This window comes from Aeoliella sp. (assembly GCF_965227375.1).
GTDB lineage: Bacteria > Planctomycetota > Planctomycetia > Pirellulales > Lacipirellulaceae > Aeoliella.
Map to the genome: position 1 here is coordinate 71,932 of NZ_CBDDFX010000001.1, position 25,306 is coordinate 97,237.

Annotated in this window: 18 protein-coding genes; 10 read left to right on the plus strand and 8 right to left on the minus strand. The window is 59.6% G+C overall.

Going from position 1 to position 25,306, the window contains the following annotated elements; genetic code table 11:
• Positions 1 to 96: 96 nt before the first annotated feature.
• The 3 genes from ACQK2L_RS00320 to tmk all read left to right on the plus strand — a co-directional run bounded on the left by ACQK2L_RS00320 (position 97) and on the right by tmk (position 3,974).
• On the plus strand, positions 97 to 2,397 hold the full coding sequence (locus ACQK2L_RS00320) for a TolC family protein (RefSeq protein WP_425394964.1): 2,301 nt from the start codon (positions 97 to 99) through the stop codon (positions 2,395 to 2,397).
• Positions 2,324 to 3,295, plus strand: coding sequence for a helix-turn-helix transcriptional regulator (locus ACQK2L_RS00325; protein WP_425394965.1), 972 nt, complete (start codon positions 2,324 to 2,326; stop codon positions 3,293 to 3,295). The genes ACQK2L_RS00320 and ACQK2L_RS00325 overlap by 74 nt, the downstream gene beginning before the upstream one ends.
• Positions 3,296 to 3,359: 64 nt before the next feature.
• On the plus strand, positions 3,360 to 3,974 hold the full coding sequence (gene tmk, locus ACQK2L_RS00330) for a dTMP kinase (protein WP_425394966.1): 615 nt from the start codon (positions 3,360 to 3,362) through the stop codon (positions 3,972 to 3,974).
• Between the two features lie 38 nt (positions 3,975 to 4,012).
• Here tmk and ACQK2L_RS00335 read toward each other — a convergent pair whose 3' ends face one another.
• Complete coding sequence (locus ACQK2L_RS00335) at positions 4,013 to 4,978, minus strand: DUF368 domain-containing protein (RefSeq protein ID WP_425394967.1); 966 nt, start codon at positions 4,976 to 4,978, stop codon at positions 4,013 to 4,015.
• Positions 4,979 to 5,218: 240 nt separating this feature from the next.
• Between ACQK2L_RS00335 and ispE the strand changes: the two genes are divergently transcribed.
• From ispE to ACQK2L_RS00350, 3 genes are all read left to right on the plus strand, one after another.
• Positions 5,219 to 6,130: a 4-(cytidine 5'-diphospho)-2-C-methyl-D-erythritol kinase gene (gene ispE, locus ACQK2L_RS00340; protein WP_425394968.1), complete on the plus strand. Its 912-nt coding sequence runs from the start codon at positions 5,219 to 5,221 to the stop codon at positions 6,128 to 6,130.
• 29 nt (positions 6,131 to 6,159) lie between these two features.
• Positions 6,160 to 6,774, plus strand: a complete 615-nt coding sequence (locus ACQK2L_RS00345; protein WP_425394969.1) for a septation protein SpoVG family protein — start codon at positions 6,160 to 6,162, stop codon at positions 6,772 to 6,774.
• 154 nt (positions 6,775 to 6,928) lie between these two features.
• Positions 6,929 to 8,392, plus strand: coding sequence for a glycoside hydrolase family 172 protein (locus ACQK2L_RS00350; protein ID WP_425394970.1), 1,464 nt, complete (start codon positions 6,929 to 6,931; stop codon positions 8,390 to 8,392).
• Between the two features lie 31 nt (positions 8,393 to 8,423).
• Here ACQK2L_RS00350 and ACQK2L_RS00355 read toward each other — a convergent pair whose 3' ends face one another.
• Both ACQK2L_RS00355 and ACQK2L_RS00360 read right to left on the minus strand, forming a co-directional pair.
• Positions 8,424 to 10,829 (minus strand): transporter substrate-binding protein, encoded by a 2,406-nt coding sequence (locus ACQK2L_RS00355; protein ID WP_425394971.1) that lies wholly within the window; start codon positions 10,827 to 10,829, stop codon positions 8,424 to 8,426.
• Between the two features lie 187 nt (positions 10,830 to 11,016).
• The gene (locus ACQK2L_RS00360; protein ID WP_425394972.1) at positions 11,017 to 11,601 is read right to left on the minus strand and encodes a sigma-70 family RNA polymerase sigma factor; all 585 of its coding nucleotides are present in this window, start codon (positions 11,599 to 11,601) and stop codon (positions 11,017 to 11,019) included.
• Between the two features lie 481 nt (positions 11,602 to 12,082).
• Here ACQK2L_RS00360 and ACQK2L_RS00365 point away from each other — a divergent pair, with 481 nt between their 5' ends.
• Positions 12,083 to 12,790, plus strand: coding sequence for a response regulator transcription factor (locus ACQK2L_RS00365; RefSeq protein WP_425394973.1), 708 nt, complete (start codon positions 12,083 to 12,085; stop codon positions 12,788 to 12,790).
• Here ACQK2L_RS00365 and ACQK2L_RS00370 read toward each other — a convergent pair.
• From ACQK2L_RS00370 to ACQK2L_RS00390, 5 genes are all read right to left on the minus strand, one after another.
• Positions 12,764 to 15,874, minus strand: a complete 3,111-nt coding sequence (locus tag ACQK2L_RS00370) for a beta strand repeat-containing protein (RefSeq protein WP_425394974.1) — start codon at positions 15,872 to 15,874, stop codon at positions 12,764 to 12,766. The two genes, ACQK2L_RS00365 and ACQK2L_RS00370, sit on opposite strands and share 27 nt — an antisense overlap.
• A gap of 141 nt (positions 15,875 to 16,015) precedes the next feature.
• Positions 16,016 to 17,764: an asparagine synthetase B family protein gene (locus ACQK2L_RS00375; protein ID WP_425394975.1), complete on the minus strand. Its 1,749-nt coding sequence runs from the start codon at positions 17,762 to 17,764 to the stop codon at positions 16,016 to 16,018.
• Positions 17,765 to 17,777: 13 nt separating this feature from the next.
• Complete coding sequence (locus tag ACQK2L_RS00380) at positions 17,778 to 18,263, minus strand: tetratricopeptide repeat protein (protein WP_425394976.1); 486 nt, start codon at positions 18,261 to 18,263, stop codon at positions 17,778 to 17,780.
• Positions 18,264 to 18,279: 16 nt separating this feature from the next.
• Positions 18,280 to 19,245 (minus strand): hypothetical protein, encoded by a 966-nt coding sequence (locus ACQK2L_RS00385; RefSeq protein WP_425394977.1) that lies wholly within the window; start codon positions 19,243 to 19,245, stop codon positions 18,280 to 18,282.
• Positions 19,242 to 19,973, minus strand: coding sequence for a cupin domain-containing protein (locus ACQK2L_RS00390; protein ID WP_425394978.1), 732 nt, complete (start codon positions 19,971 to 19,973; stop codon positions 19,242 to 19,244). Before ACQK2L_RS00390 ends, ACQK2L_RS00385 begins: the two co-directional genes overlap by 4 nt.
• A gap of 222 nt (positions 19,974 to 20,195) precedes the next feature.
• Between ACQK2L_RS00390 and ACQK2L_RS00395 the strand changes: the two genes are divergently transcribed.
• Genes ACQK2L_RS00395 through ACQK2L_RS00405 form a run of 3 tightly spaced genes read left to right on the plus strand, consistent with a single transcriptional unit; the run spans position 20,196 to position 25,276 of the window.
• Positions 20,196 to 20,609 carry a BlaI/MecI/CopY family transcriptional regulator gene (locus ACQK2L_RS00395; protein ID WP_425394979.1) on the plus strand — a complete coding sequence of 138 codons (414 nt, stop codon included), beginning with the start codon at positions 20,196 to 20,198 and terminating at the stop codon, positions 20,607 to 20,609.
• A gap of 3 nt (positions 20,610 to 20,612) precedes the next feature.
• A complete protein-coding gene (locus ACQK2L_RS00400) occupies positions 20,613 to 21,863 on the plus strand; it encodes a hypothetical protein (RefSeq protein WP_425394980.1) in 1,251 nt (416 codons plus the stop codon).
• A complete protein-coding gene (locus ACQK2L_RS00405) occupies positions 21,863 to 25,276 on the plus strand; it encodes a M56 family metallopeptidase (protein WP_425394981.1) in 3,414 nt (1,137 codons plus the stop codon). Before ACQK2L_RS00400 ends, ACQK2L_RS00405 begins: the two co-directional genes overlap by 1 nt.
• Positions 25,277 to 25,306 lie beyond the last annotated feature (30 nt).

Here is a 25,306-nt window from a genome sequence, read left to right on the forward strand (position 1 = left end):
GCGACTGTGCCCTGCGAATTGCAAGCGATGCTGGCAATTCGCAGGGGCGGTCGGCTCGATGAACGGTATCCCTTAGGCTTTACCCCCCGAACTGACATGAGTCGGAATACTCGCAGCAACCTGAGTCTCGCCCTGGCGATGTTGATGTTGGCCACTGGCTGCCAGCCGACTCAGCCCTTCTTCTTCCATGAAGATGGCGATCTGTCGCACTTCATCGATATCTCGACCGACATCGAGTATCCGGATGTCGACGAGCCAGCGCTCGACGAAGTGACCCATGCACAGCGACCGTTGTCGCTGAAGAACATGGACGACTACGAGATGTGGGACCTCACGCTCGAGGAAGCCACCCGCATCACGTTGTGCAACAGTCAGGTGATGCGCCAACTCGGTGGCCGTGTGGCAACCAGTGCGCCCGACACCATCTCGCGCACTATTATCAACGCCGCGCAGGTGACTACCACCTACGACCCGGCGCTCGTGGAGACGGGCAACGGACAGTCGTACGGTTCGCAGTTCGACGGACTGGGTGTCGAGTCGGCTTTGAGCGAGTTCGACGCACAACTGCAGAGCAGCATTATCTGGCAACGCAACGACCGGCCCGTGAACTTCGGTGCTGCGGCCGGTTCGCTGTTCGCTCAGGACTTTCAACAGGACTTGGGTGACTTCAACCTTGGCATTACCAAGAACACCGCCGACGGTGGCCGCTTGGGATTCCGCAATACAACAAACTACGACAGCAACAACAACGGTAGCCGGCAAACGCCGAGCGATTGGGAAACCAACTTCGAAGCGTTCTTCAATCAACCGTTGTTGCAGGGTCGTGGCACGCAGTACACGCGTATTGCTGGTACGTACACGTTCGACCAATACGCGGCCAACTCGCCCAACAGCTTCGACGGCGTGATGATCGCCCGTATTCGAACCGACCAGACACTGGCCGACTTCGAAGGCGGTATCCGCAACCTGATGCGTGACGTTGAACAGGCTTATTGGGAGTTGTACTTTGCGTATCGCGAGTTGGATGCTCGCAAGAAAGGTCTGGATAGCGTCCGCCGCACATGGGCCCGCACGAACCAGTTGCTGATCAACGGCCTGGCTCGCGCCGGCGATAAGGCCCAGGCGGAGTCGCAATTCTTCCAGTTCCGTGCTCAGGTCGAGCAGGCTCTGACCGAAGTGTTTCGCGCCGAAGCTCGTTTGCGGTACATCATGGGTCTGGCGGTTTCCGACGGGCGGCTGATTCGACCCATCGACGAACCGGTTGTCGCCCGAGTCGACTTCGATTGGGCAGCCACGCACTGCGAAGCACTGGCTCGTCGTGTGGAAGTGCGGAAGCAGAAGTGGCAGATCAAGCGCCGCGAGTTGGAGCTGATCGCCGCCCGCAATCACCTGTTGCCACGCTTGGATGCGGTTGGCCGCTATCGCTGGGTCGGTGCGGGTGACGAACTGGTGGACTACGGTCCTCAGGTTGGCCCGGGCCGATTCGCCGAAGGCACTAGTGCTTTCCAGTCGCTTACCTCGGGCGATTTTCAGGAGTGGGAACTCGGTTTTCAACTGGCGATTCCGATCGGATTCCGCCGTCAGCTCGACGGAGTGCGACACGTTCAACTGCTGCTGGCTCGCGAACGAGCGGTGCTGCAGGACCTCGAGTTGGAAGTTTCGCACCAACTGGGCGACGCGTTCCGCGACATCGATTTGAACTACCAGTTGTCGCAAACTCAGTTCAACAACCGAGTTGCTGCCGACCACGAAGTTGCCGCCATCGAGCTCGCCGAAGAGCGGGGCCTGATTGGCATCAATGTGCTGCTCGACGCACAGCGTCGCCGGGCCGACGCCGAAAGTTCCTACTACCGCTCGCTTGTCGACTACAACTTGGCTATCCTGGAAGTACACTATCGAAAAGGGTCGTTGTTAGATTACAACGGTGTGTATCTGGCGGAAGGCCCGTGGCCTGGCAAAGCGTACTTCGACGCACTGCGTCGGGCACGCCAGCGCGACGCCAGTATGTACCTGGACTATGGCTTCACGCGTCCCAACGTGATGAGCCGCGGACCGGTAATCCAGTCGATGGGCGATAGCAGTGCCACTGCCGCCGACGGCTACTACGAAGGCGAAGTGGTGCCCACGAATGAGCCGACTCCGGCGGAGGACGCCGGCGAAGAGTGGCAACCTGCCGACACCAGCGCCGCAGCGATGCACGCATCGCCGGTGCAGCCGGCAGGCTACGAGACCAACCACTCGTCGCAGTACGGCAACTTGCAAACGGCCGACTACCAGTCGCCAACTCCTCAGGGACGCATTACTTACGCAGCCAGTACTCCGAATGAAGGACAAGCCAATCACGCGTCTGGTCCGCCTGCTGCGGGTGCTGGAGTTGGAGGGCAGCCGCTCCGCTAAGGAGCTGATGAAGGCATCGGGTTCGAGCCGGCGAACCTTGTTCCGCGATCTGGATGCACTACGCGAAGCCGGCATCGAGGTGAACTACAACCGCCGTGCAGGCGGGTATCAGCTGGCGGAGCCTTGTGGTTTCTCGGCCGGCGCATTGAGTTCCGATGAGTTGGTCTCGCTGGTGGTACTGGCCGAGCAGGTAGGCAACGACCAGCATGTGCCGTTCTTCGAGCCTGCGGGCGCGGCGGCTCGCAAGCTGCAGTCGAACATGGCAGCGAAAGAGAAAGGGCAGCTCGCCGAGTTGGCCTCCGCCATTACGCTGGTGCCCAACGGCGTGGCCGACTTGGACGCCAAGGCGCATCTGTTCCGCCAACTTCTGGAAGCTCGCCGTGGGCGGCGCGTGCTGCGAATGAACTACGCCAGCTTGACCGAGTGGGACACCATCGAAACCAAGCTGCGGCCGTACCAGTTGATCTACTCCCGCCACAGCTGGCACGTGATTGGCCGCTCGAGCGTGCATCGCGAAGTGCGGACATTCAAGCTCTCGCGGATCGAGTCGCTGGAGTTGATGGACGAATCGTACAAGCTGCCGCGTGGCTTCAGCCTGCGCAGATACCTGGGCAACGCCTGGCGGATCATTCCCGAGCGGGGCGCCGACATGAACGTGGCGATTCGCTTTTCGTCGCTCGTGGCCACCAACGTGGCCGAGGTGCTCTGGCATCCAACGCAGAAGCTCGAGCCACAGCCCGATGGCTCGCTGGTGTTTCATGCCACCGTGTCCGGGGTGAACGAAATCAGTTGGTGGATACTCGGCTACGCCGACCAGGCCGAAGTGCTCAAGCCGGCGAAATTGCGAAAGCTGGTGGGCGACCGGGCTCGCATGATGGCCAAGATGTACGATCGATAAACGGCCGGAAATGGGGTATGCTTAGCAACTTCTGCTCCCTGGTCCCCCAGCCCCCACCAAAAAATTGTTCTTCTCGTTCGACGGTATTGATGGCGTAGGAAAGTCGACGCAAATCGACCTGTTTTGCCAGTGGATGCGTGCCCAGGGCCGCACGGTGACGCAGTGCCGCGACCCAGGCAGTACACCGCTGGGCGAGCGGATTCGCGATCTACTGCTGACGCACGACGACTCGGTTTCGATCCATCGCCGCAGCGAGATGCTCTTGTACATGGCCGCCCGCGCGCAATTGGTCGAGGAGATCATCCGACCAGCGCTCGACCGAGGCGAAGTGGTGATCTCGGACCGCTATCTGTTGGCCAACATCGTCTACCAAGGGCACGCAGGACAGTTGCCGCTTGAGCAAGTTCGCACCGTCGGCCAAGTCACCATCGACGGCGTCGCGCCCGATGCGGTGTTCGTGCTCGACATGAGCGTCGGAGCGGCCGATGCGCGGATGGCCCGCGAGCTGGATCGCATGGAGGAACAAGGGGCGGAATTCCGCCGCCGGCTCCGCGAGGGATACTTGGCCGAGGCGGCCGTCGATCCGGCCATTCACGTGATCGATGCATCGCGCTCGATCGACGAGGTGCACGAATCGATTGCGGACATCGCCGCCAAGTTGGTTAGCAGCCGCGAGTGAGCTGCATGGCGATGGCTCGTCTTGCCGAGTGCCGTGCGTCAGTCGGTGCTTGACGAAGCACTCGAATGCTGCGCGAAATAGTCGGCCGCAATCACGATGGCGAACGCCACGAATGCGATGACCGCGCACAGGATGGTGGTTGAGTCAAACTGCTCAGGCCACACTGGCTTGGTGATGGTGGTCTTGGTGATTTCTGCTTCGCCGGAGGCGGCAACTTGAAATGGCCAAACCTTGACCAGCGATCCCAGCATGAATCCTCCCAGCACAGCCATGGTCGGATTGTATTGCCGCACGAGTAGCGTCTTGAGCACTTTGCTGAACATTAGCAGTCCCACCACGCAACCGGAGGCGAACACCACCAGCGTCAACAGGTCGCTGCCGGTAACGTCCGCCGACTTGAGTCGATGGATGATGCCAGTGATGTCTTCGTACTTTCCCAAGAGCACCAGGATATAAGCGCCGCTTACACCTGGCAGGATCATAGCGCAGATTGCCACGGCGCCGCAGATGAATACGTACAGCAGTCCCTCACGCGGCTCGAGCAGCGTGCTCAGAACCAGCCATGCGGCAAGCCCTGCTGCAGCCAAGCCGAGTATCCAGCAGGTGGTGGATTGCTGAGGTGATGTCGGTTTGATCATCCGCACGACGATCACGCTGGATGCGAGGATCAACCCGAAGAAAGCCGCCAAGGTTTGCTCGCGATAGTCGTGCAGCAGGAAATGCAACAAGCCAGCTAAGGTGACCACACCGGTCAGAATCCCAACGCCGAGCGCCACCAGAAACCGTAGGTCGATGTGCTTTGCGGCTTCGCGCCATCCCCCCCGTCCGATGAGCCGCAAAAGCTCGCCATCCACATGGCTGATTGCCGTGAGCAGTCGGGGATAGATACCCAAGAGCAGCGCTACGGTGCCGCCGGAAACGCCCGGAATGATGTCAGCCGCACCCATGAGCAGGCCGCGTGCGGCATTCAAAAGGTCCACTGCAAGTTGTTTACGGTCGGGCATCGTAAGCTTTGTCAGATATGCAGGTTGGCTTGTTTGAGGTCGCTATAAAATTCCCCTGCAGGGTGGTTTCCCGCAGCTTTTAGATTGACCCGTTTCGCAAAACGCTATAAAATTTGACGCCATATTAGTTTACGCTCATCGAAAAGTAAAAGTCCGGCGCCGGTAGCGGCGCGATAGCTTAAGTACCCCCCCGGTTTGCTTGCATCCGATGTTGGACAGTCCGTTCCCTCAGTGGAAAGCATGTTTGTCGAGCGCATCAAGAATGGATGGGTCGTCCACACACCCGCCAAGATCAACTTGGCGTTGGAAGTCTTAGGACGTCAGCCTGACGGTTATCACGAACTCGAGACGCTACTGGTTCCTGTGCGTCTTTTCGATAGGCTCGTTTTCTCGCCCTCGACCCAGCCGCTGAGCCTCGAAATCTGCGGTTCCTATTCGTCCGCGGCCGCACCGCTTCGGAAAGTCCCAAACGAGAACTTGGCCGTAAAGGCAGTGCAGTTGTTGGCCGAGATGATTGGGCGTCCGGCTACTGGTCGGCTGACGCTCACTAAGCGGATCCCCACCCAGGCAGGTCTCGGTGGCGGATCGAGTGATGCAGCCGCCGCCTTGGTGGCCGCCAACGCAGCTTGGAAACTTGGCTACGATCGCGATAAACTGTCCAGCATCGCACAGCAGTTGGGCACCGATGTTCCGTTCTTCCTCGCAGGTGGCGCCGCGATTGGCACCGGGCGAGGTGAACGGCTCGAGCGAGTTTCGCTGCGCCGATCGTTGCCCATTGTGCTCGTGCAACCACCTGTGGGACTCTCGACGCCAACGGTGTTCGCCGGCCTGGGGCTGGCGGCTGGAGAGCGCGTGAAGTCGGCCACGGGTTGGTGCCGTGAGTTAGCTAACCGGTTGTCGCGGGGATGTCCCCTTTCTGCCTGCACGCACTTGGTGCGAAACTCGTTGCAGCAGGCAGCACGCAATGCGACCGACTGGGTGGATCGAGTAGTTGGAGCTATGGAGCGTTTACCTGTCCTGGTCCATCAGATGACCGGCAGTGGTAGCGCCTACTTTGCTGTGTGCCACAGTTGGCGCGATGCACGCATTACCGCGTCGCGCTTACGTGGGGGGCCTTGGCGGTGTGTGTTGGCAACTCGCACCAGCATGTAGTTGGCGATGGTTCGCAAGGAGACCTTGCAGTGGAAATCACCGAAGTTCGTATCAAACTCATGGAAGAACCGGGTGAACGCCTCAAGGCGTTCTGCTCCATCACGTTCGACGATTGTTTCGTCGTGCGCGACCTGAAGATTATCGAAGGGTCAACGGGGCCGTTTGTAGCAATGCCCAGCCGCAAACTGACCTCGCACTGCCCTGGTTGCGGCATGAAGAATCACTTGCGGAGCAACTTCTGCAATCAGTGTGGCCGCAAACTCGATTCCAACCAGGCGGTGCGCCAACCGGATGGTCGTGCGAAGCTATACGCCGACATCGCGCATCCCATCAACTCCGATTGCCGCGAGCAGATTCAGGATGTGGTCATCCGAGAGTTCGAAGCCGAAATCGAACGTGCGAAAGAGCCGGGTTATGTGTCGCGGTACGATGATTTCGACGACGACTACTCGTCGCGCAGCACGTCGCGCGTCGACGATGGGCACAAGGCGCAAAGCACTCATGCGCCGCACCATCCGCCACCCAACACCCCAGCTCATGCTTCGGGTTCAAACGCTCCCGCCAGCGGTGGGCATCAGTCGCCCCCGATCGAGCAAGAAAAGAAGGAACCACCTTCCAACGATTTCGGAGCTGGAATTCTGTAGTCATGCGGAGTCGATACCGCTTTTGCTGATCCTTGCGGTTCTCGTTTTGATGCTGTGAAGTTGCCGGTCTAGAATGGTCAGCAACTGGCGGGCCGAGAAGCGTACGTGACCGGAAGTTGCTTGCCAGGAGTGTACGTCACCTTGGATTAGCAACATGCCCCGCGTTCTTGCCCTACTGCTGGCGATTCTTAGCCCCTGCTGTGCGACCATTCCTGCCGATGGCCAGTCGATTGGCGATCTATCCGACTTGGCGAAGGTTTCCAACCGCACATCGCACCGCGCTTCGTCCTTCGATCGTTCGGGCGCCAATACCGACAACGTCACCGCCCTGGCGCCGGGAGCGGTGCACCAGATGCTCGATACCAACGGGCCGGGCAAGATTACGCATATCTGGATGACGGTCAGCTCGTACGCCGGCACCGAAGCCATGCTACGCGACCTGGTGATTCGCATGTACTGGGAGAACTCCGTAGTGCCCTCGGTGGAGGTACCGTTGGGCGACTTCTTCGGTCTCGGGCACGGCAAGCAGTACAAAGTCCGCTCGCTGCCGATCAATGTCGGGTCGAACACGACAGCACTGAACTGCTACTGGCCGATGCCATTTTACAAGCACGCCCGTGTCGAACTGGTAAATACCGGCGACCGCAGCATCCGCAGGATCTACTACAACGTCGACTACGAGTTAGGAGACGTTGAGCCAGGGCAAGGTTTGTTTCATGCCAATTACCGGCGCGTGCGAGACCTTCATTCCCAGTCGATGGCCGCCAATACGCACGGCGAAGACAACTACGTGATACTCGACACCACCGGCAAGGGGCAGTACGTCGGCTGCTTTCTGTACATCGACTCCGCGCCAGGGGGATGGTGGGGCGAAGGGGACGAGATGATTTTCATTGATGGCGAAACCAAGCCTTCAATCGTCGGCACCGGCACCGAGGACTACTTTGGCAATGCTTGGGGATTCGACGGAGTGGCCAATCATCTGTTCTACGGAGTCCCACTGCTGGAGCGGCAACCGGACGGTTGGACCCAAACATCGGTCTATCGGCTTCACGTTCCCGATCCAGTACGATTCTCGAAGCGGATACGCGTGACTTTGGAACATTCCTGGCCCGGCAACAAGACATACGACTACTCGAGCGTCGCCTATTGGTATCAGACCTCCCCGGCCGCCGAGCGCGAGCCGCTCCTCAGCCGCAGCGAGAATGCCCCCCGTCTGCATGTGGATGCGAAAGCGAATCCGACGGTCAAGCCAGTGAATCTGTGCGGTACGCAGTTCGAACCAGCGCTGCGAGATGCGGGGGTCGAAGTGAAGGCAATTACCACCGGCCACCGCGATACGTTTGGCGGGGGCTTGCTTCAGATTGCGAGTTCAGGCGAGTGGGTGGAACTTTCCTTGCCCGATCTACCACCGGCAACGTACGACGTGGAGGTGAAGTTGCATGATCAACCCGGCAACGTGGTTGCACGAATTGATCAAGGGGACGCTACAACCCCCAGCGGCTCTGCCGTGGGAACCGTGAAGATCACGCCGGAGCGATCGGGCAGCCTTTATTTGAAATCGGATGCACCGTTCGTGTTGGACGTGGTGCGTTTGAAGCCGAGGACGGCCGAGTAACTCTCCGAATAGCCAGCACTATTGCCCAACACTATCGAGGTGGCGCCGACCAGCGTCCACCCCAACGTTGGTACAAACCGTCGAGGAGTTCCAGCCATTCCTCTTTCGTTCGCGTGTTGGGGAACGGTGAGGGGTCGATCGTACTCACGTCGCGATACACGAGTTTGAATTGCCCGGTCTTGGTCACCCGCCCGATGAGGGGACGGCGGTAGGCATACTGCGTTTCAGAGTTAACTCTGATCTCTCCGCCTGGCGCGTCGTAGACGGATCTCCGCATGACGTCGCGGATCTCGATTGGCTCCAACGACCCCGCCTCGGTCACCGCCTTGGCCCACAGTTTCACCGCTGCGTACGAAGTGTGCATGGCGTCGTTGATGACACGCTGGGGCCCGTAGCGAGCGTGGAATCGCTCGATGAACTCCAGGTTCTCGGGAGTGTAGATTGACTGAAAGTAATTACCCACGGCGTAATCGCGAGCGCTTCGATAGTAGTCTGCGTTGCGAATGTCCTCTTCATCCAAGCCGGTAGCCAGCTGGGTAATTCTCAAGTTTCTCGCTTGTACTTCACGCAGGAAAGCCGTTTGCGAGTCGCCGCTGATGGTGTTGACCACCGTGTCGGCTCCCGAAGCTTCTAACTCGTCCATGAGTTCGCGCACCCGCGTGGAGCCCATTGGCAGATATGCTTCACCAACCACAGTTCCCCCGAGGTGTTCCACCTCGTCTTTGACCATCTCGTTGACTATGTGGGAATAGACGTAGTCGGAACCTATCAGGAAGAATTTGCGGCTGCGTTGCTTCACGTAGGCCCAACCCAGGGACGGGATAATCGTTTGCGTTGGATCGCCGCCTAGGTAGATGATGTTCGGGCTGGTCTCGAGGCCTTCGGTGTTGACAGAGTAGACAAGCAGATTCTCCAGCGACTCGACGACCGGGAGGACCGCTTTTCGACTGGCGGAGGTAAAGCAGCCGAAGATCGTGACGACATTTGCTCCTTGGATGAGGTCCCGCGCACGATCAGCAAAAGTCTCCTCATCGCTTCGCCCGTCTGCGATCTCATATTCGATCGTCTGGCCAAGCACGCCTCCTGCCGCGTTCAACTCATCCACTGACAACCGCAAAGCATCAATGAGCACTTCTTCGGCCTGTCGCATGGTGCCCGACAGCGAGTGCAGGAACCCGATTTTGACTTTCGATGCAACAGGTGCGACAGGAGGCGGGCTTGGTTGAGGAGCGGGCGCTTCGTCGCCGGAGCGGTTCCAAAAGACCGTGGCCGCCACGCCTCCGGTGGCTGCCAGACCCGCGGCGATGGCCGTGCGGCGCGTGAGTAGCTTGCGCGGGGTGGTGGCCGGTAGTGGCTGCTGCTGTGTGAGTAGTGAGTTCAAACGCTGCAAATCGTCCAGCATCGCTGCGGCGGTTTGATACCGATCGTCTGGCTCGATGGACATCGCCCGCTCGACGATCGCCGCACAATCGCCGGGCACGCTCGACACCAACTTGCGGGGATCGGGGGGGGCTGAGAAGCAGTGGGCGTGAATGATGGCGACCAGGCTCTCCGAATCGGCATAGGGAAGCTCGCCTGCCAGTAAGCTGTAGTAAGTTGCCCCGAGCGAGTAGATATCGCTCCGCACGTCGACATCTTTGCCGGCACATTGCTCGGGGCTCATGAAGTGTGGCGTGCCGACGATTTGTCCTTGCTTGGTAAGTTGCAATGAGCTTTCGGTGGCGTACTTGGCGACTCCGAAGTCGGCAACCTTGATGAGGCCATCGGACTTGATGAGCAGATTGGCTGGTTTGAGATCACGATGGATGAGACCTGCGTCGTGGGCAGCTCCTAGGCCCTTGGCGGCTTGCGTGATGATCTGTGTAGCCTGGTCTGGCTTGAGGGCGCCGCTGCGTTTCAGCAAGTCGTCCGTGCTGCCCTGTTCGGCAAGTTCCATCACCAGAAAGTGCAGACCGCGCGCCTGGGCAATATCGAACAGGGTGAGCACGTTGGGATGGTGCAGTTTGCCGGCAGCGCGCGCTTCGGTGACGAACCGTTGCAACCTGACAGCATCATTCGACAGCTCCTCATGCAACACTTTGAGTGCGACGTGCCGGCCGATGGCCGTGTCTTGAGCTTCGAGCACGATGCCCATGCCACCAGCCCCAAGCGCCTTGGTCACCTTGTACCGCCCCAGCGTCTCCCCTACCCAGGCTTGGGCCTTTTGCATGAATCGATGACGGCGTATACGAACTCCTGAGTCGCGGCTGGTTTCGTTCGAGCTGCGAACCTGGTCGAGGAAGGTATCCTTGGCGCTGTCGAACGCATCCAACTTCCGCGCGCATTCCTCGCACTCCGCCAGGTGCTCTTCCACCTTTTGCGATTGCTCAGGGGTGAGCTCGCTGTTCACCCAAGCGGCCAGTTCAAGATCGCGAACATGTTTCAGGTTCGTTGCCATTAACTAGATTCTAGTGCGTCCCGCGAAAGCGTGTAGCGGTGATGGCGAGTTCTCTGGTAGTTCGCAAACAAAAACCAACGGTAAAGGCCGATCTAGCGCCCCCTGCTGCTCGCCGGCATGGCCAATTTGCTAGCGCTGGAGTGGACATATAGATGAGATAAGTTGAGATGAGAGTGCGAGCCGACAACTAGTCGATCCATCCTTGTCCCATTTCGCGCAGAGCTTTGAGTACCCGATGCTGCGCCACCCGGGCAGCACCTAGAGTCATGTCTAGCTCGTCTGCCACCTGTTGTGCGGGTTCTTCATTAAGTGCGATTCGTTCGAATACCTCCATGCTTTGAGTGCTGAAACGATCTGCGATCTGGTCGAGCAGGAACTCGACGACGTAGCGGTTGTGTTCGCGATCCCACGCCGCGGCGAGAGGGCTGTCGGGGTCGGCCAGCTGGTCGGCCAGCTCCGAAAGGTCGGGCCCTGCTTGGGGTGGCCCAGAGCCCCGCTTTTGCCACAAGCGGTGTAGCCGATTGGATGTGATTTTCCGAAGCCAGTTGCGAAAGGCTCCCGGGCGCCCGTTATGCTCAAATGAGCCTATCTCTTGATAGACGGCCGAAAGGACCTCTTGGCGAACATCATCGATGTCATGTGCTTGAACTTGCTGGCTTCGCAGCCACGACATCACGAGCGCTTCGTAGACGTGTGCGAATTCCTGCCACGACTCGCCGGTGGTCGTGTCACGGACACGTTCGAGAAGAGTCAATCGTGTAAGGTTCGACATGGATTGCAGTCCCCCTTGGTCGAGCTCATTGCGGGTACCCCCTTGCCAGTCCAGGCCACGTGCTGGCGGAGGAATCGAAGAGCGCAAGGCGACAATTGCGCCTCGGACCAACAGCCAGTATCGCGCATAAACTGTTGTCAAGCAATACATTACGTCCAGCTTGCGGGCACGCGCACGCAAAATCGACCGATTATTGCGCTTACCCTGTAATAATTGCCGCCTTGGGTCTGCTTTGTTTTTGTCAGGCCACAACAGAATCCCCAAAACAGAGTCTAATAGGCTCCCATTGAACGCTGGCGGTGGGTACGCCACAACTACTTGGTACAGCGTCTTCTGATGTCGTCTGACAGCCATCGCCCCCCACTAATGGGGGATTCGAAGGCAGCGCTTCGAACGAAAATGGGTCGATCGTTTGGGGTAGCAGGGCCGGAAAAAAGCGGAGGCATTCAAGGGTCGAGGTATGTATGTGGAGTCTAGTGCGATGAATGACAAGAATGAAGAAGTTGTCTACTTGGTCGAAGACGACCTCGATACTCTACGAGCGCTAAGATGGTGTTGCGAGGAGGCGGGATACCGAGTTGTTTGCTTCTACTCGGCCGAAGCGTTCCTCGAGGCAGCTCCTTACGATCGTCCTGGTTGCGCTGTCATCGACATTCGACTAAGTGGTGGCATTACCGGGATCGCGCTGCAGTCGGAACTCGAGCGCCGAGAGATCGATATCCCCACTATTGTGATCAGCGGCTATGCGGACGTGCGGACCGCTGTGGATTGCATGCGGTTGGGAGCCACAACATTGCTGGAGAAGCCTGTCTCCCCCGACGATTTTCTGGCGGCGGTCAAGCACGCCATTGAAAAAGACGTGGCATCGCGCATCGTTTCCGAACATGTGCAAAAGCTACAGTCCTCTCTTAATCAGCTCACAACTCGCGAGCGCGAGGTGCTGGAGTCGCTGCTTGAAGGTAAGCTCAACAAGCAGATTGCGCTAGACTTGGACGTTTCGCAACGCACGATCGAAGTCGATCGCTCGCGAATTCTCAAGAAGTTCAATGTCTCGAACGCCGCTGCGTTGGCCGTGAAGGCGACCGAACTCAAGCTGCTGAAGGGGCTCTCGGTTCGCACAGATTCGTGCCACGACGCACCCAGCCGATCGACGCTGGCGTTGCTACAAGGTGCGGCGGAACAAAACTAGCTTCAGTCGCCACGGAAGCACCGATCCGGCCACTAGCGCGAGCAGCGCGGCGGTGGTCGGCTCTGGAACGTTTGCTAAAGCTGTCCCCACTGCGGGCAGAGCATTGCCGAAGTTGGCTTTCCAAAGATCATACTGGGCGGCACCAACCTCCCCGGCGGTAGTATCATTGGGCAGCGTACCGCCGGGGCCGCCCAGGTTGTTTCGCCACACCGTGTAGTCGGCGATATTCACCACGCCATCGTCGTTGTAGTCACCGACCAGTTCTGTGGCGAAATCCGACAATACTACGGCATCGGTCACCTCGTCATAAGTTACGAGAAACGAACCTTCGCCGCCCAAGGTGGAGAGCCGCGTCCCGTTGGCGACGTTGGCCAGTGCGCCGCCGACGATGTTACCGGCGGTGAGCACGGTAAACGTGTCGATGGCGGACGGAATAAACAGGCCGCTTCCCAGATCGACCAATTGCACGGCCAGATTCCCGTCGAGCAGAACGTTACCACTTACCAGCAACTGGTCGTACTCCGCTGTACTGCCAATCTCTAGCGAGAGTAGCGCCGAGGCAGTCGAGCCCATGCTGCCGGTGATCTCGAAGCTGCCGATACCGTTTCCAGGGGCCAACTCGCCAGAGTTGGTGAAGCTGGATTGCGTGACGTCGAGTCCACCGCTGCCGGTTATCAGTCCCGATGCTTCGTTCACGAACGAAGTGCCAATCATCTTGCCGACCGCGTCGACTTGGAAGACACCCGAGTTCACAATGTTCTTGGCAGTGGTGCCGAGTGAGGCGTCGTCTTCGATTGTGATCAGTCCCTGGTTGTTGATGTCGGCCCGCAGTTCGAGGAGGCCGGGAGTGCCAGTAAAACGGATCTCGCCATCGCTGTTGTTTACTAGCGGCCCACCATTCACGTCAAACCGAGAGCTGGCGCCCAAGGTTTCCAGAATCAACAAACCACTGGAAGAAAAAGGACTGGCAGCCGAGACGACTGTGTTGTGTGAATCACCTCGCATCGTGACGGTTTGGCCGGCCAGCAGGTCACCACTGTAAACGCTACCGCGACGCAGGATAAAGGCTCCCGTGCCCGCGGAGGCACCAATGTGCAGCTGGCCGATCGAAATCACGATCGGATTGCCGGCGATGTTGCCGCCGGTGAAGTTGACGATAACAAAGTCGGCGACAAACTCGCCATCGTTAGCAAGCGTGCCGCCCTGCTGGGAAAACGACTGATTGCCCCCGGAGGTCATTCTGAGCGCGGCATTCGAAGCGATATTCAATTGGCCGGAGTTTACCACGGACGAGCCAATGCCGGAGAGCGCCGTATCGCCGTTGACCTGCATCAAGCCCGCGTTGGTGAGGTCGCCGACCAAAGTCCGAAGGCCATTCGCGCCCTCGAACCCCAGTGTCCCGGTGGACGCGTTGGTGAGCAACCCGCTGGAGATAGTGAGTTTGGCCTCGGCGGTGTTGGTGCTATTGAGGATGAGTTCCCCATCATTGGTGAAACCATCGGCAGCCACTATCGCGGTGTTGACAGTATCAGAGAGCACGGTGACCGACTGGTTGACTTGAATGTCACCGCTATAGGTGCTGCTTCCGCGCTGCAAAAAGGTGCCACTGCCAGCATTTGGTCCGAGGTTAAGGTTGGAGTTGGTGAGCGTGATTGGCTGCCCGGTGATCATTCCGTCGTTGTAGTTCAGCGTCATGAATACTGGGCTAAACTCGCCTTGGACATCGAGCACTCCACCATCATTATTCCACACCATCTGGGTGCTGTTGCTGAAGTTGGATCCACTTGCGATGGTGAACGTTCCGTTGTTGCTGACAACTCCATTAGTCTTCTCGAACGCAGCGTTGCCTTCGATAACCACCGTGCCGGCGTTGGTCAGATCGCTGTTCAGACGCGTAAGACCACTGTCACTGGTGAGCGTGATCGTCCCAGCGGCGAGATTCTCCAGGGCCCCGCTAGTTACGGTCAGACGAGACAGGTTCGTCCCGGCGCTTTCGATTTTCAGTTGAGTATTGTTGGTGAACCCATTGGCGGCGGTCACGTTGGTTGCATGCGTGGTCGAGAGAACCGTGAGCTCGTGAACTGCTTTCAAGTTGCCGCTGTATCCGCTGTTTCCGAGAATGGTGAACGACCCATCGCCCGCTTCCGCGCCGATGTTGAGCGTCGAGTTGGTAAGTGTGAGCCCATTGTTTGAGATGCTGCCATCGTTGAAGTTGAACGTCAGTCCCAACCCTTCAAAATCGCCTAGCACGTTAATGTCGTTTCCGTTGTGATCGAACGTCTGCCCACTGCCATTCAAGGACAACGTAACGTCAGGATCAATCACCCACGCCCCGGCATTTGTGACAGTGGTTCCAAACTTGCTGAATCGGGCGTCGTTCATCACGCGGACCACGCCATCGTTTATCAGGTCTCCTTGAAACTCTCGCACGCCGGCGCCGATTCCGTTGAAGTGGAGTTCACCAACGGAGCCACCACCGCTGTTCGTTAGCGGTCCGCTATTGAGTACTAGCTTCGAACTGGCGGTGCTGTCGGTAAGCACCTCGATCAAGCCCGTGTTGGTTGCACCATGGGTGATGGTGAGTTGCGTGTTGTTGGTGAGCGCCTCGACTTTCAGATTGCCTTGCAGGTCGACCGTCGCAGTGTCGATCAGCGTGGTGCGATCGAACGTGGCCGTAGCATCGGGGCCGAGAGTCAGAGTGCCGGCGCCGCTGTCGAGAACTTGCGTGTTGTGCGAGATGACCGTGCCCGCCAGCCAATCGTTAGCTCCGTCGACTCGGAAAACACGGTTGGTCAGATCGAGCAACGCGTTGGGCGAGTTAAAATTCATTGCGCCGATGTGAACCTGCTCGTCCATCACCACGGTAAAGAACGGATCGCCCAACGGAGCAATTGACGCCGAATCGGCACTAGTCGAAGGATAGAACGTGCCATGGTCCCACCGCGTCACGTTGGACCAATCACCATCGAATAGCGGGGGATTGGGAGGGTTCGGGATGCCGGTCCAACTGTAGTCGATTGCTATCGCGAATCGACACAGTAAGAAGAGTGTACCAAGCGCAAGAAGCTGGGACGAAGGTTTCATCTTCGGAGCCCTCCCAAGCGAACAGTTAGCCAGACGAGCCTATAGACGAGATACCGACCATTGTAACAGCCGACGGAAGGTGATAGTTCGTTTCTTCAAGTATTTGGCGGGCTTTCGCGCAGGGCGTGCGCAGCTTCGACGTCAAAGCGATTCCCGCTCCAGCACGATGCGTCGCCAAAGTTCGAACGTCAGCAGCATCCACAGCCGCAGGCCGTACCGTCCGGGCCCCTCTTCGGTACTGTAGTCGAGCAGCTGTTTTACTCGCTGCGGTTGAAAGATGCCTGACTCTTCGAGCGCGCTGCGGCTGAGCACTTTGCGGGCGTAGCGGCGCATCTCGCCGCGGAACCAGAAATTCACCGGAACTCGCATGCCACTTTTGGGTCGCTCGATGACCGACTGCGGCAGCAGGTCGGCATACGCCCGCTTGAGAATCACCTTCTCGATACCCTGATGCAGCTTTAGTCTCGGGGGAAGCTGCATGCTGAGCGCAATGATCTGTCCTGCGAACAGCGGAGCGAGCGGCGCCAGACCTGCCGCTCCGGTCATGCGCTCGACTTTGGGCAGGATGAGTTGAGCGCCTTTTAGGCGAATATTGATCGCCATGAGCTTGTTCAAGAAGTTCCGCGGTTGGTCGGTTTGAAAGTAGGGGCTGAGCACTTGTTCCAAGTCGCGGTGGTAGTCGATCTCGGCAGCCACTTCCGGTGCAAGCAGCCGCGAGACCTCTTCGTACGCCCGGCGGTACGACGCCAGGTAGGCTCGCTCGCGAAACATCTCACCGCGTTCGACACCGCCGTACCAATGTTGCAGCATCATCGGCAGGTTCTTTGGGCCACCAAAGCAGGGATCGCCCCCTTCGCCGTTGAACACAACGCGGTGGTCGCGAGCAACCAGCCGCGAAAGTTCGTAGTTGGGCATCGTGATCGGATCGCCGATCGGGTCGTCCAACTGCCAGATCATTTCGCGTATCCGCGGTAGGAAGTCGCGAGGGCGCAGCAGTACTTCGCGGTGTACCGTTCCTGCGCGATCGGCCACCTCGCGCGCAAACGACAACTCATTGGGGTAGCGCGGGCCGAAGTGCAGAGCGTAGGTCTTCACACGGCCGGGTGCTTGGCGTGCGACTTCGGCCGCGACGAGGCTCGAATCGAGCCCGCCTGACAGGAACACACCAACGGGGCCTGTGGAGTGCAGTCGCTCGGATACCGCTTGCGACATGGCACTTCGAAAGTCGGCGACGATCTCTCGTTCGTCGCGATGGTCGCTGGCTTCCCGCTTTTCGGGTTGAAAGTACCGCTCGACGCGTGGCGGGGCATAGCCATCGAAGACCGCCACATGACCAGCGGGCAGCGCCATCACGTTCTTGAGCATCGTATGCGGCGGGGGCACAAAGCTGAACGCAAGGTACTGGGCGAGCGATGCGGCGCGCAAGCGACGTGGAAACTCCGGCACCGCCAAGAGGCCTTTCGGCTCGATAGCAAAGAACCACCGCCCATGAAGCTGGCCGTAGTAGACGCTTCGCGCGCCTGCCGGATCGCGGACCAGATGCATCGCTCGTCCGTCGAACACCACGAACACGAAGTCGCCGTGGACCTCTTCCAGCGAGCTAGAGCCGCGCGTGAGGTAAGCATCGAGCAGACGCGCCAGCGGAGGGCCATCGCCCGGCAGCAGCGCGGTGAAGAATCCCGCGGCCACAATCAATGCATCGCCCTGGCGGTGTACGCCGCCGCAGCCGATGCCGAGTTGCTTGGTGTTGTCGGCGTAGTCGTATCCAACTGAAATTGCTGGCAACTCGACCAACTGTGGCTTGCCACCGCCACGGTGCGCGAGTGCACGCCCCATCGCCGCGAGCCAGTCGCGCTCGGGTGTGCCAGTGAAACCGAACAATGCCGACATGCGCAGGGCCGCCCTACTCGTTTCCTGCCTCAGGTTTGGCGGCTTGCTTCTTCAACCACCGCTGCCACGCGGTCGCCTCAGCGGCCAAAGGTCCGTCGGGCTTCTCGGCCAGCGTAGCGAATTGATCACTCGCCTTGTCGTATTGCTCTTCCAGAACAGCGCACATGGCAAGCTTGTACTTGCACTTGTGGCCTTCGAGCGTTTGGGCGTGGTTGTCGACGGTCCATTGGAACCACTTCTTCGCCTGCGCCATGTCGTCTTGCGCGAGATACGCTTTGCCGAGGAATAATCCCGCGCGGCTGCAGAACTTGTTGCCCGGATGTTGAGTGATAAACGCTTCGAGCGGCGCGGTAGCCTCTTGGTATTTGCCATCGACCACCAACTGCCGCGCGGCGAGGAATTGATCGCGCTGGGCGGTGCCGGCGCCGTTACCGCAGCTAGTGCACCCCAGGACCACCGCGGCGACTAACAGCAGACGTTGTGAGTTCTTCCAGTTCATGGCCCATCCCTTTCGATCAGCCGAAGCTTGAAGCTTCGTAACCACCGGCGGCTTGAGCGTCGAGCACCGCGGCGAGCGTCAACTGCTCGTCGAGCGCCTGGCTCAGTCCACCGACCAACATTCCATAGCCAATATAGTCGAGCGCGATGGCGTAGTCGTCTCTCGCCGAGAGCATCGGCCGGAGTCGCTTGATTCGTTTCACGTCTTCCAGGAACAAACCCAAATCAATGAACTCGCGATGGTGCGGCAAACGGAGTTGCTGATCGATGCGTTCGATCATCCGCTCCCCCTTACGCGTCGAGTCATGCAGCAGGTAGATCGGCAGATCCGGCCGTTCGTGCAGCAGTTCTGTGATGCGACTGGCGATGTAGCCCGGGTAGCCGGTCTCGGAGACGATCAAACACCGCTGGCTGGCGTGGAAGCCGTTCTTGACCAGCAAGTCGACCAGCAGGTCGTGCTCGACGATCAGAATCGACTCGACACCGTAGTCGTAGATGTCGGGTTCGTCCCACTCGGGCGGCGGCTCTTGCAAGCTGGGATGAAGCAGCAAACGGGGAATCGGCTTGCCTTCTGCAAGCCACTTGTCGATCGCCGATTCCATGCGTGCTTGGTTCGGACGCCATTGAAGCACTGCCCACGTTCCGCCAAACAGAATCAGGAGTCCTGCCGCCAGCAAAAATATCCACACAACGTCGACTTCTGGACGGATACCAAACCATGCCACGCACGACATGACCAAACCAATGATGGCAACAACGACTACCCCGCCCATGCGGCCTTTGACTTCGCGGCGGCAGTAGGCCGCGACGAGTTGGTTCTTGGTGAAGTAATAAGTGTCGTTGCTGCTGGCGTTCCGCACCAATGCCAGGAACTTCCCGTCGCTGATCTTATCTTGCTTGGGATCGAGCGTGAACTGGTATCCGCACGAGCACGTCATGCCGTACTTGTGTTTCTGGTCGTGTCCGCATTCGGGGCACTTCATGGGGCATGCTCGCAGATGCGCCGCTCAGCAGGCGAAAGCTTGGCGGCCGATACGCCTTCGACAATCGTGCGATTGACCATCGGGTGATCGTCGCGATGAGGGCCGAAGTCGCTATCGGGATGAAACGCAATCACCGCGAGCGACTGTTCGGCGGTGTGGAAGCTGTGCAGACCGTCGGGCTCTATCACAAACACGTCGCCCGCTGCGAGCGGCACGCGCTTTCGCTGCAATTGGCAGTGCCCGTTACCGCCGCAGATGAGTCCCGCGCGAAACGAAGGGTGCGTGTGCGCGGTCTGCGCGGTGCCAGGGGGAATGACTAACAGGTTCAGGCACGCTTCGCCCCGTACGACGGGCGAGATGAGCAGCGTGTCGCTGCAGCCGTCGATGTACTGAAGTCGCCCGGTGGACTCGACTGGCCCGCCGAGTTGGAAGAGTCCCTGGTACTCGAACTGCGTAATCACCAAGCCGGCGCCGGCGCCGCCCACCTTGCCGGAGCCTGGCAGAGAGAAGTACATGCCGGCCTTTAGAGCGAACGCGCCCGACCCGCCCGTCAAATGTGCGTCGCCCTCGAGAATAAACCCAAAATGCGTGGCACCCGCCGGCAGCGACAGCGCTGAATCGCTCCAAGCCGAGACTTGAAAATGCCCGCCGACGTCGTGCAACTGCTGCAACAGGCCAGCGGCGAGGGCGTGCTTGGTGAATGTTTCGTCGTGGTAGATGGCTGTCATGTGTTGGCTCGAACGCAGGTGCTTCGCCAAGTTGGATCTCCAGGTTTCCAAAGCACTTGCGTCATTGTACCGCTGCGAGTGACGTGCACCAGTTCGGATCTGTTTCCCACTTTTTCGCATCGGCTGTTGACATCTTGGCTCGAGGTGTTAAAAAAACGGCATGTGTTAAAAAACCAACACTTGCGAGCCGCCGCAACCGCGCTCTTGGGAGAAACCCGTCCCGTGCCCGAGTCTCCGCTTAGCAAACGCGAACGTCAGATCATGGACATCGTGTTCCAGGCGGGAGAGGTTTCGGCGGCGGAGGTGCACGAGCGATTGCCCGACGCGCCGACTTACACGGCTGTTCGCACCATGATGCGGGTGCTGGAAGAAAAGGGCTTGCTGCGACATCGGCTCGAAGGTCGCAGGTACATCTACGCGCCCAGCAAGTCTCCGGCCAGCGAGGGACGTTCGGCCATGAAGCGTGTGCTGGAAGTGTTCTTTGGTGGGTCGCTGGAAGATGCCTTGGCTGCGCATCTCAGCGATCCCAGCATGCGGCTAAGCAGCGACGACCTCGCTCGGCTGCGGGCGATGATCGACGAGGCCGAGCAAGCCTCGAAGAAGGGGAAGCGGCCAAAGCACCAGAAAGGTAACTGATCGATGCCACACCAAGTGCTGTTCGTCGTGCCAATGATGCTCGCCCTGGCGTGTGCAACGCCGGCGGTCATGGCGCAGAGTCCGGCGATTACCGGCAAGGTCACGTCACCGGGAGGTGAGCCGCTGGCTGGCGTGCGGGTGGACATCTCCACCGCAGCGCCGAAAGTGGGGCGAGGCATCTTCTGCCCCAGCTGCTATCTCGATTGCGGCAAGTGGACCATGACCGACGAGTCGGGCGATTTCGTGATCGAGGAACTCGATCCGAGTCTCAAGTTTCGCTTGGTGCTCACCCTGCCAGGTCGCAACGCCCTGCAAACTGAGCTGGTCGATCCCAGCGATGGGCCGCTGGAACTGAGTCTCCAGCCGCTACCCGAGAGCATCGATCCAAGTCGCACGATATCGGGCGTGGTGACGCAGGATGGGGCGCCGGTGGTGGGCGCGTTGGTCTCGCCGCACGGGGCAAAGACTCCTACTCGGCGGTGGTGGGGGCGTGTCGACGTCGATCCGACTGTTACTGACGCCCAGGGACGGTTCGCGTTGGCAGTGCCCGATGACTTCTTGGGTCTCGACGTGACCATAACCAGTTACGGATCCTGTGGCGCGCGAGTGATACTGCTCGAGCCGGGAGCGAAGCCGGTGAGTGTCGAACTGCAAAGCGGCGCCAGTGTGGTTGGTCGAGTGGAGCACGAAGGCCAACCGGTCGGTGGTATGAGCCTGGCAGTGGCACAACTCGACCGCGGGACAGACGATGGCATCTTCATTGCTGCGGTGGGCGATGTGACCGACGAAGCGGGGCGGTTCGAGTTCCATCACCTCCCGCCCGACCAACGCTACTGCATTTACTCGGTGGTTGGCGAAGCCAAGCGTTCTGAGAGTCCTTACGTGATTACTACCAAGACGTTTTCGGTTCCAGTGTCGGGCGAGACTCGTGATGTGGGCACGCTGGGAGTTGTCGATCCGCTCTCGATCCGCGGCCGGATCGAACGCACCGATGGCGAGCCACTTCCACAGCACTTGAAGCTGGCCTTCGGTCGTGATCCGGCGTGGGATTTGGTGAGCGTTGTGGTGGGCGAGGACGGGCGGTTCGAAATCAATGGCTTGCCGCCCGAGACGTACGCCGTACGCCTCGGCGACCGCAGCCTGGTGGTCGACGACCAGCGCGTGAGGTACCAGATGCTGCGTGATAGCTCGTTCGGCCTGCGGTTGCACAAGTCGATGAACGACCTGAAGATTCCTGTGAAAGGCAAAGATTGATGTTTGCTCTCACACTAGTGGATTGGGCTCTCCGCGCCACGCTGCTCGTGGCCGTGTCGTTGTTGATCGCCCGGTTGGTCGAACGACGCTCGGCGGCTGCGGCGCATCGAGTGTTGATCGCCACGTTCGCCTGCGCGCTGCTGTTGCCGGTTGTCGCGTTAGTGGTTCCCGCTTGGCGGTGCACGCTTCCGCTAGCGGCAAGTTCATCCCAGCCGATCGAGGTGAACGGCTCGTCAACGACCAGTCCAGTTGCTTCTCTACCAGCGGCCAACACGGAAGCGCTCGAACTCCGCGAGCAAGATGAGCTTCGGGTCGCCGACGAACCAATCGCGGCGGCGCCAGCCAGCGAAGTGGCCACCAATACGATCGATCCGCAGGCGTCGAAGGTCCATCGTTCCAGTTCGCCGGAAGCCCCGCTGGTTGCGGCCACCGATAACGATCCTGCTTCCGCTCGAGTCGGCTGGCGTGGGTGGGTGCTCGCAGTTTGTATTGGCGTGACATGCGCTTTGTTACTGCGTGTAGTATTCTGCTTGGCGAGACTCGCTCGGCATGTCGCGCGATGTGACGAAGCTCCCGAGTCGCTACAGGTGCGAGTTCGCCAGTTGGCAGCAGAGTGCGGATTGAAGCGCCCAGTGCAAGTGAAGCTGTCGGCAGCCGACTCGATGCCGATGGCCTGCTGGCTGGGCCGGTGGGTCGTTGTGGTGCCAGAGAACCTGGACGACTGGCCCCCGCAATTGCAGCGAGCGACATTGCTGCACGAGCTGGGGCACATCGCACGGCGCGACGCCTGGAGCGACCTGCTCGCTCAGCTGGCCGCGTGTTTGCTATGGCCCAGCCCGCCGGTGTGGCTGGCCGCTGGTGAAGTCCGCCGGCTGCGCGAACGTGCTTGCGACGAGTGGTCGCTCGCGCACTCCGGTCTCGACGCCCGGCAGTACGCACTCGGATTGCTCGAAGTCGTCGATCGCTGCCAGGCGGCCAACCATCGCATTGCCTGCGCGATGGCCGACAAGCGCGGTTTCGAGTCGCGGCTAAAGTGGCTCATGGCAAAGTCTCACAAGCAAGGTGGTTTGCCTTTCGCAGGTGCGATGGTTCTGACAACGGTACTTGGTTTGGCCGTGGCAATCGCCACCGCCGAACCGACGCGTCCGGTGGCCTCTGCCGCGAGCGAATCGGCAGCCATGAACCCTGTCGTACTGAGCGAAGACCCTTCGCCAACGCAACCGACTATTTCGGTCGCCGGGACGGTTCGCAATGCCGACGGCCAGGCGATGAGCGATGTGCCAGTTGTCTTGCGGGCCAACCTCGGCGGCATCCAATACGCTTCGGCCGCCTTTCCTCATGCACGTGACGTGCTAGCCCGCACCACGACCAACTCCCAAGGTGAATTTCGCTTCACTAATGTCGGCATTCCGCCTCGCATGGACGAGATCATCAACAAGTTGCGTCGGGGCGATGCCGGCGCGCAGCTCTTGTGTTGGAGCAACGACCATGCCCTCCAGTGGTTGCCCATCGATGCGTTCGAAGAAACAGACAAGCACTTCCAGCTGTCAGCCGCAGCCGACGTGGCGGGGGTGATTGTCGATCAGGGAGACCAGCCCGTGCCGAATGCGAGGTTGCGAGTTGTCGGTCTCACGCATCACGTGAACACCGCCGATGCGTTTCTGCGCGCGCCCGGCGACTTGAACCTCATTCGTTCCGAACTCCAGTTCGATACACGCACCAACGCTCAGGGCGAGTTCCAGTTGCCGAACATGCCGGAGGGGTATCGCATCTCCGTGCGTTGCGAAAGCCCTGTTGGTCATAACGGCTTCTTTCTGGTAGACACAACCAACGGGTCAGACGACAGCGTGACCTATTCGAATGGGGGTGGCGGGAAATTCTCACTCCATCGCACACCGATGCGAGTTTCCATCGAACAGAATCCATGCGTGAAGATCCGGGTGGTCGACCATCAAGGCAATCCCGTTAACGAAGGCGGTGTCGAAGCGGTGAACGAAGACCGCCAATACGGCGGCGCGGCCGCGATCGGTCCCGATGGCGTCGCAGTGCTGGCTGTCAACAAGCCGGGTGTCCATACGGTGTACTACGCGGGCGATCCACTCCACCCGGTGCCAGGCATGAAGCAAACGATGGATATCCAGCCCGGCGACAACCAACCGGTGGAATTGAAGTTACCCGCCTTTCGTCTGCTCACAGGGCGAGTGGTGGACAGCGACACCGGGGAGCCTGTTCCAGGTGTCTACGTTCGCGGAGTGCGAAAATCGGAAGAAAACACGATGCCCGACATAACCTCAGCCATCTGCGTGTCGGACGCGGATGGACATTTCGAGATGCCAGTGATCGAGGGAACTTACACGTTCTCGATTCGTCACGAAGTAGTCGGCTATTTCGTTCCGACCTACTCGGCGCGACATAAGGTGGAACTAGAACCGGACTATCCCACGGCAACGGTTACCGCCGACGCGGTGCCCGACGACATCGTGATTCGCATCGGACGCGGCTTAGTGATCGACGGCACTCTAATGGACGAAAACGGAAATCCATTGGCGGGCAAGGCCGTGCAGGCGCAGAACGAGGCCTCACCCTACCAACAAGTGGCCGGCGTGACCGACGCCGAAGGGCGATTCCAGCTGGCGGGACTCTCGCCATACGTGGCAACTCGCGTGACCGCGTGGTCCGACACGGGCACCGCGCAGCAAAGTATCCCGGCGGCGGAAGGCCATGCCTGGGACCAATCGCTCCACAAAGTCATGATGCTCAAGCTGTCAGCCGGCACGTCGGTGGTCGGTCGCGTCGTGCGTGGCGGCAAGCCGGTTGCCGGCGTGGAGGTCCGACTGCGCCGCGCAGGACCTCGCCAACCCGACGAACGGGGGACTCGCTACGACTTGTGGGGCGAAACGGAAACCGACGAAGAGGGGACGTATAGACTCGGTGGACTTCACAAGGGCGACCGCTATCAATTGGAGATCGAACCGCAAGCGGATGCCGAAGTCCGCGACTGGGTTTATCAATCGCCCTACTTCCATACCATGGAATTGGAGGATGGCTCGACACTGGAACTGCCCGATGCAGAACTCAAGAGCCACGGTCAAACTTTGGCCGGCATAGTGGTCGATCTCGACGGCAATCCTGTCGAGGGCGTTACGGTTAGCACGCACATGGCTTCGGGCAGGAGCCTTTCGAGGCCCCAGCGTGGTCCTCCACCATGGACCAAGACCGACGCGCAGGGCCGCTTCCGCTTATCGCAACTTCCCGAAGAACCCCTGTCCTTAATGACCTACCAGGCGAATCAGGCGGGTGGGTCGATTCGGTATCCCAGCCACACTAACCCCAAGATGAACCAGCAGGACATCCGCATCGTCTTCGACCCCGCACTCCGAGAACTGCCCGAAGACCTCGACGCGAGGGAGTAATCGGGATCTCAATGCTCATCGAGCTCCGCA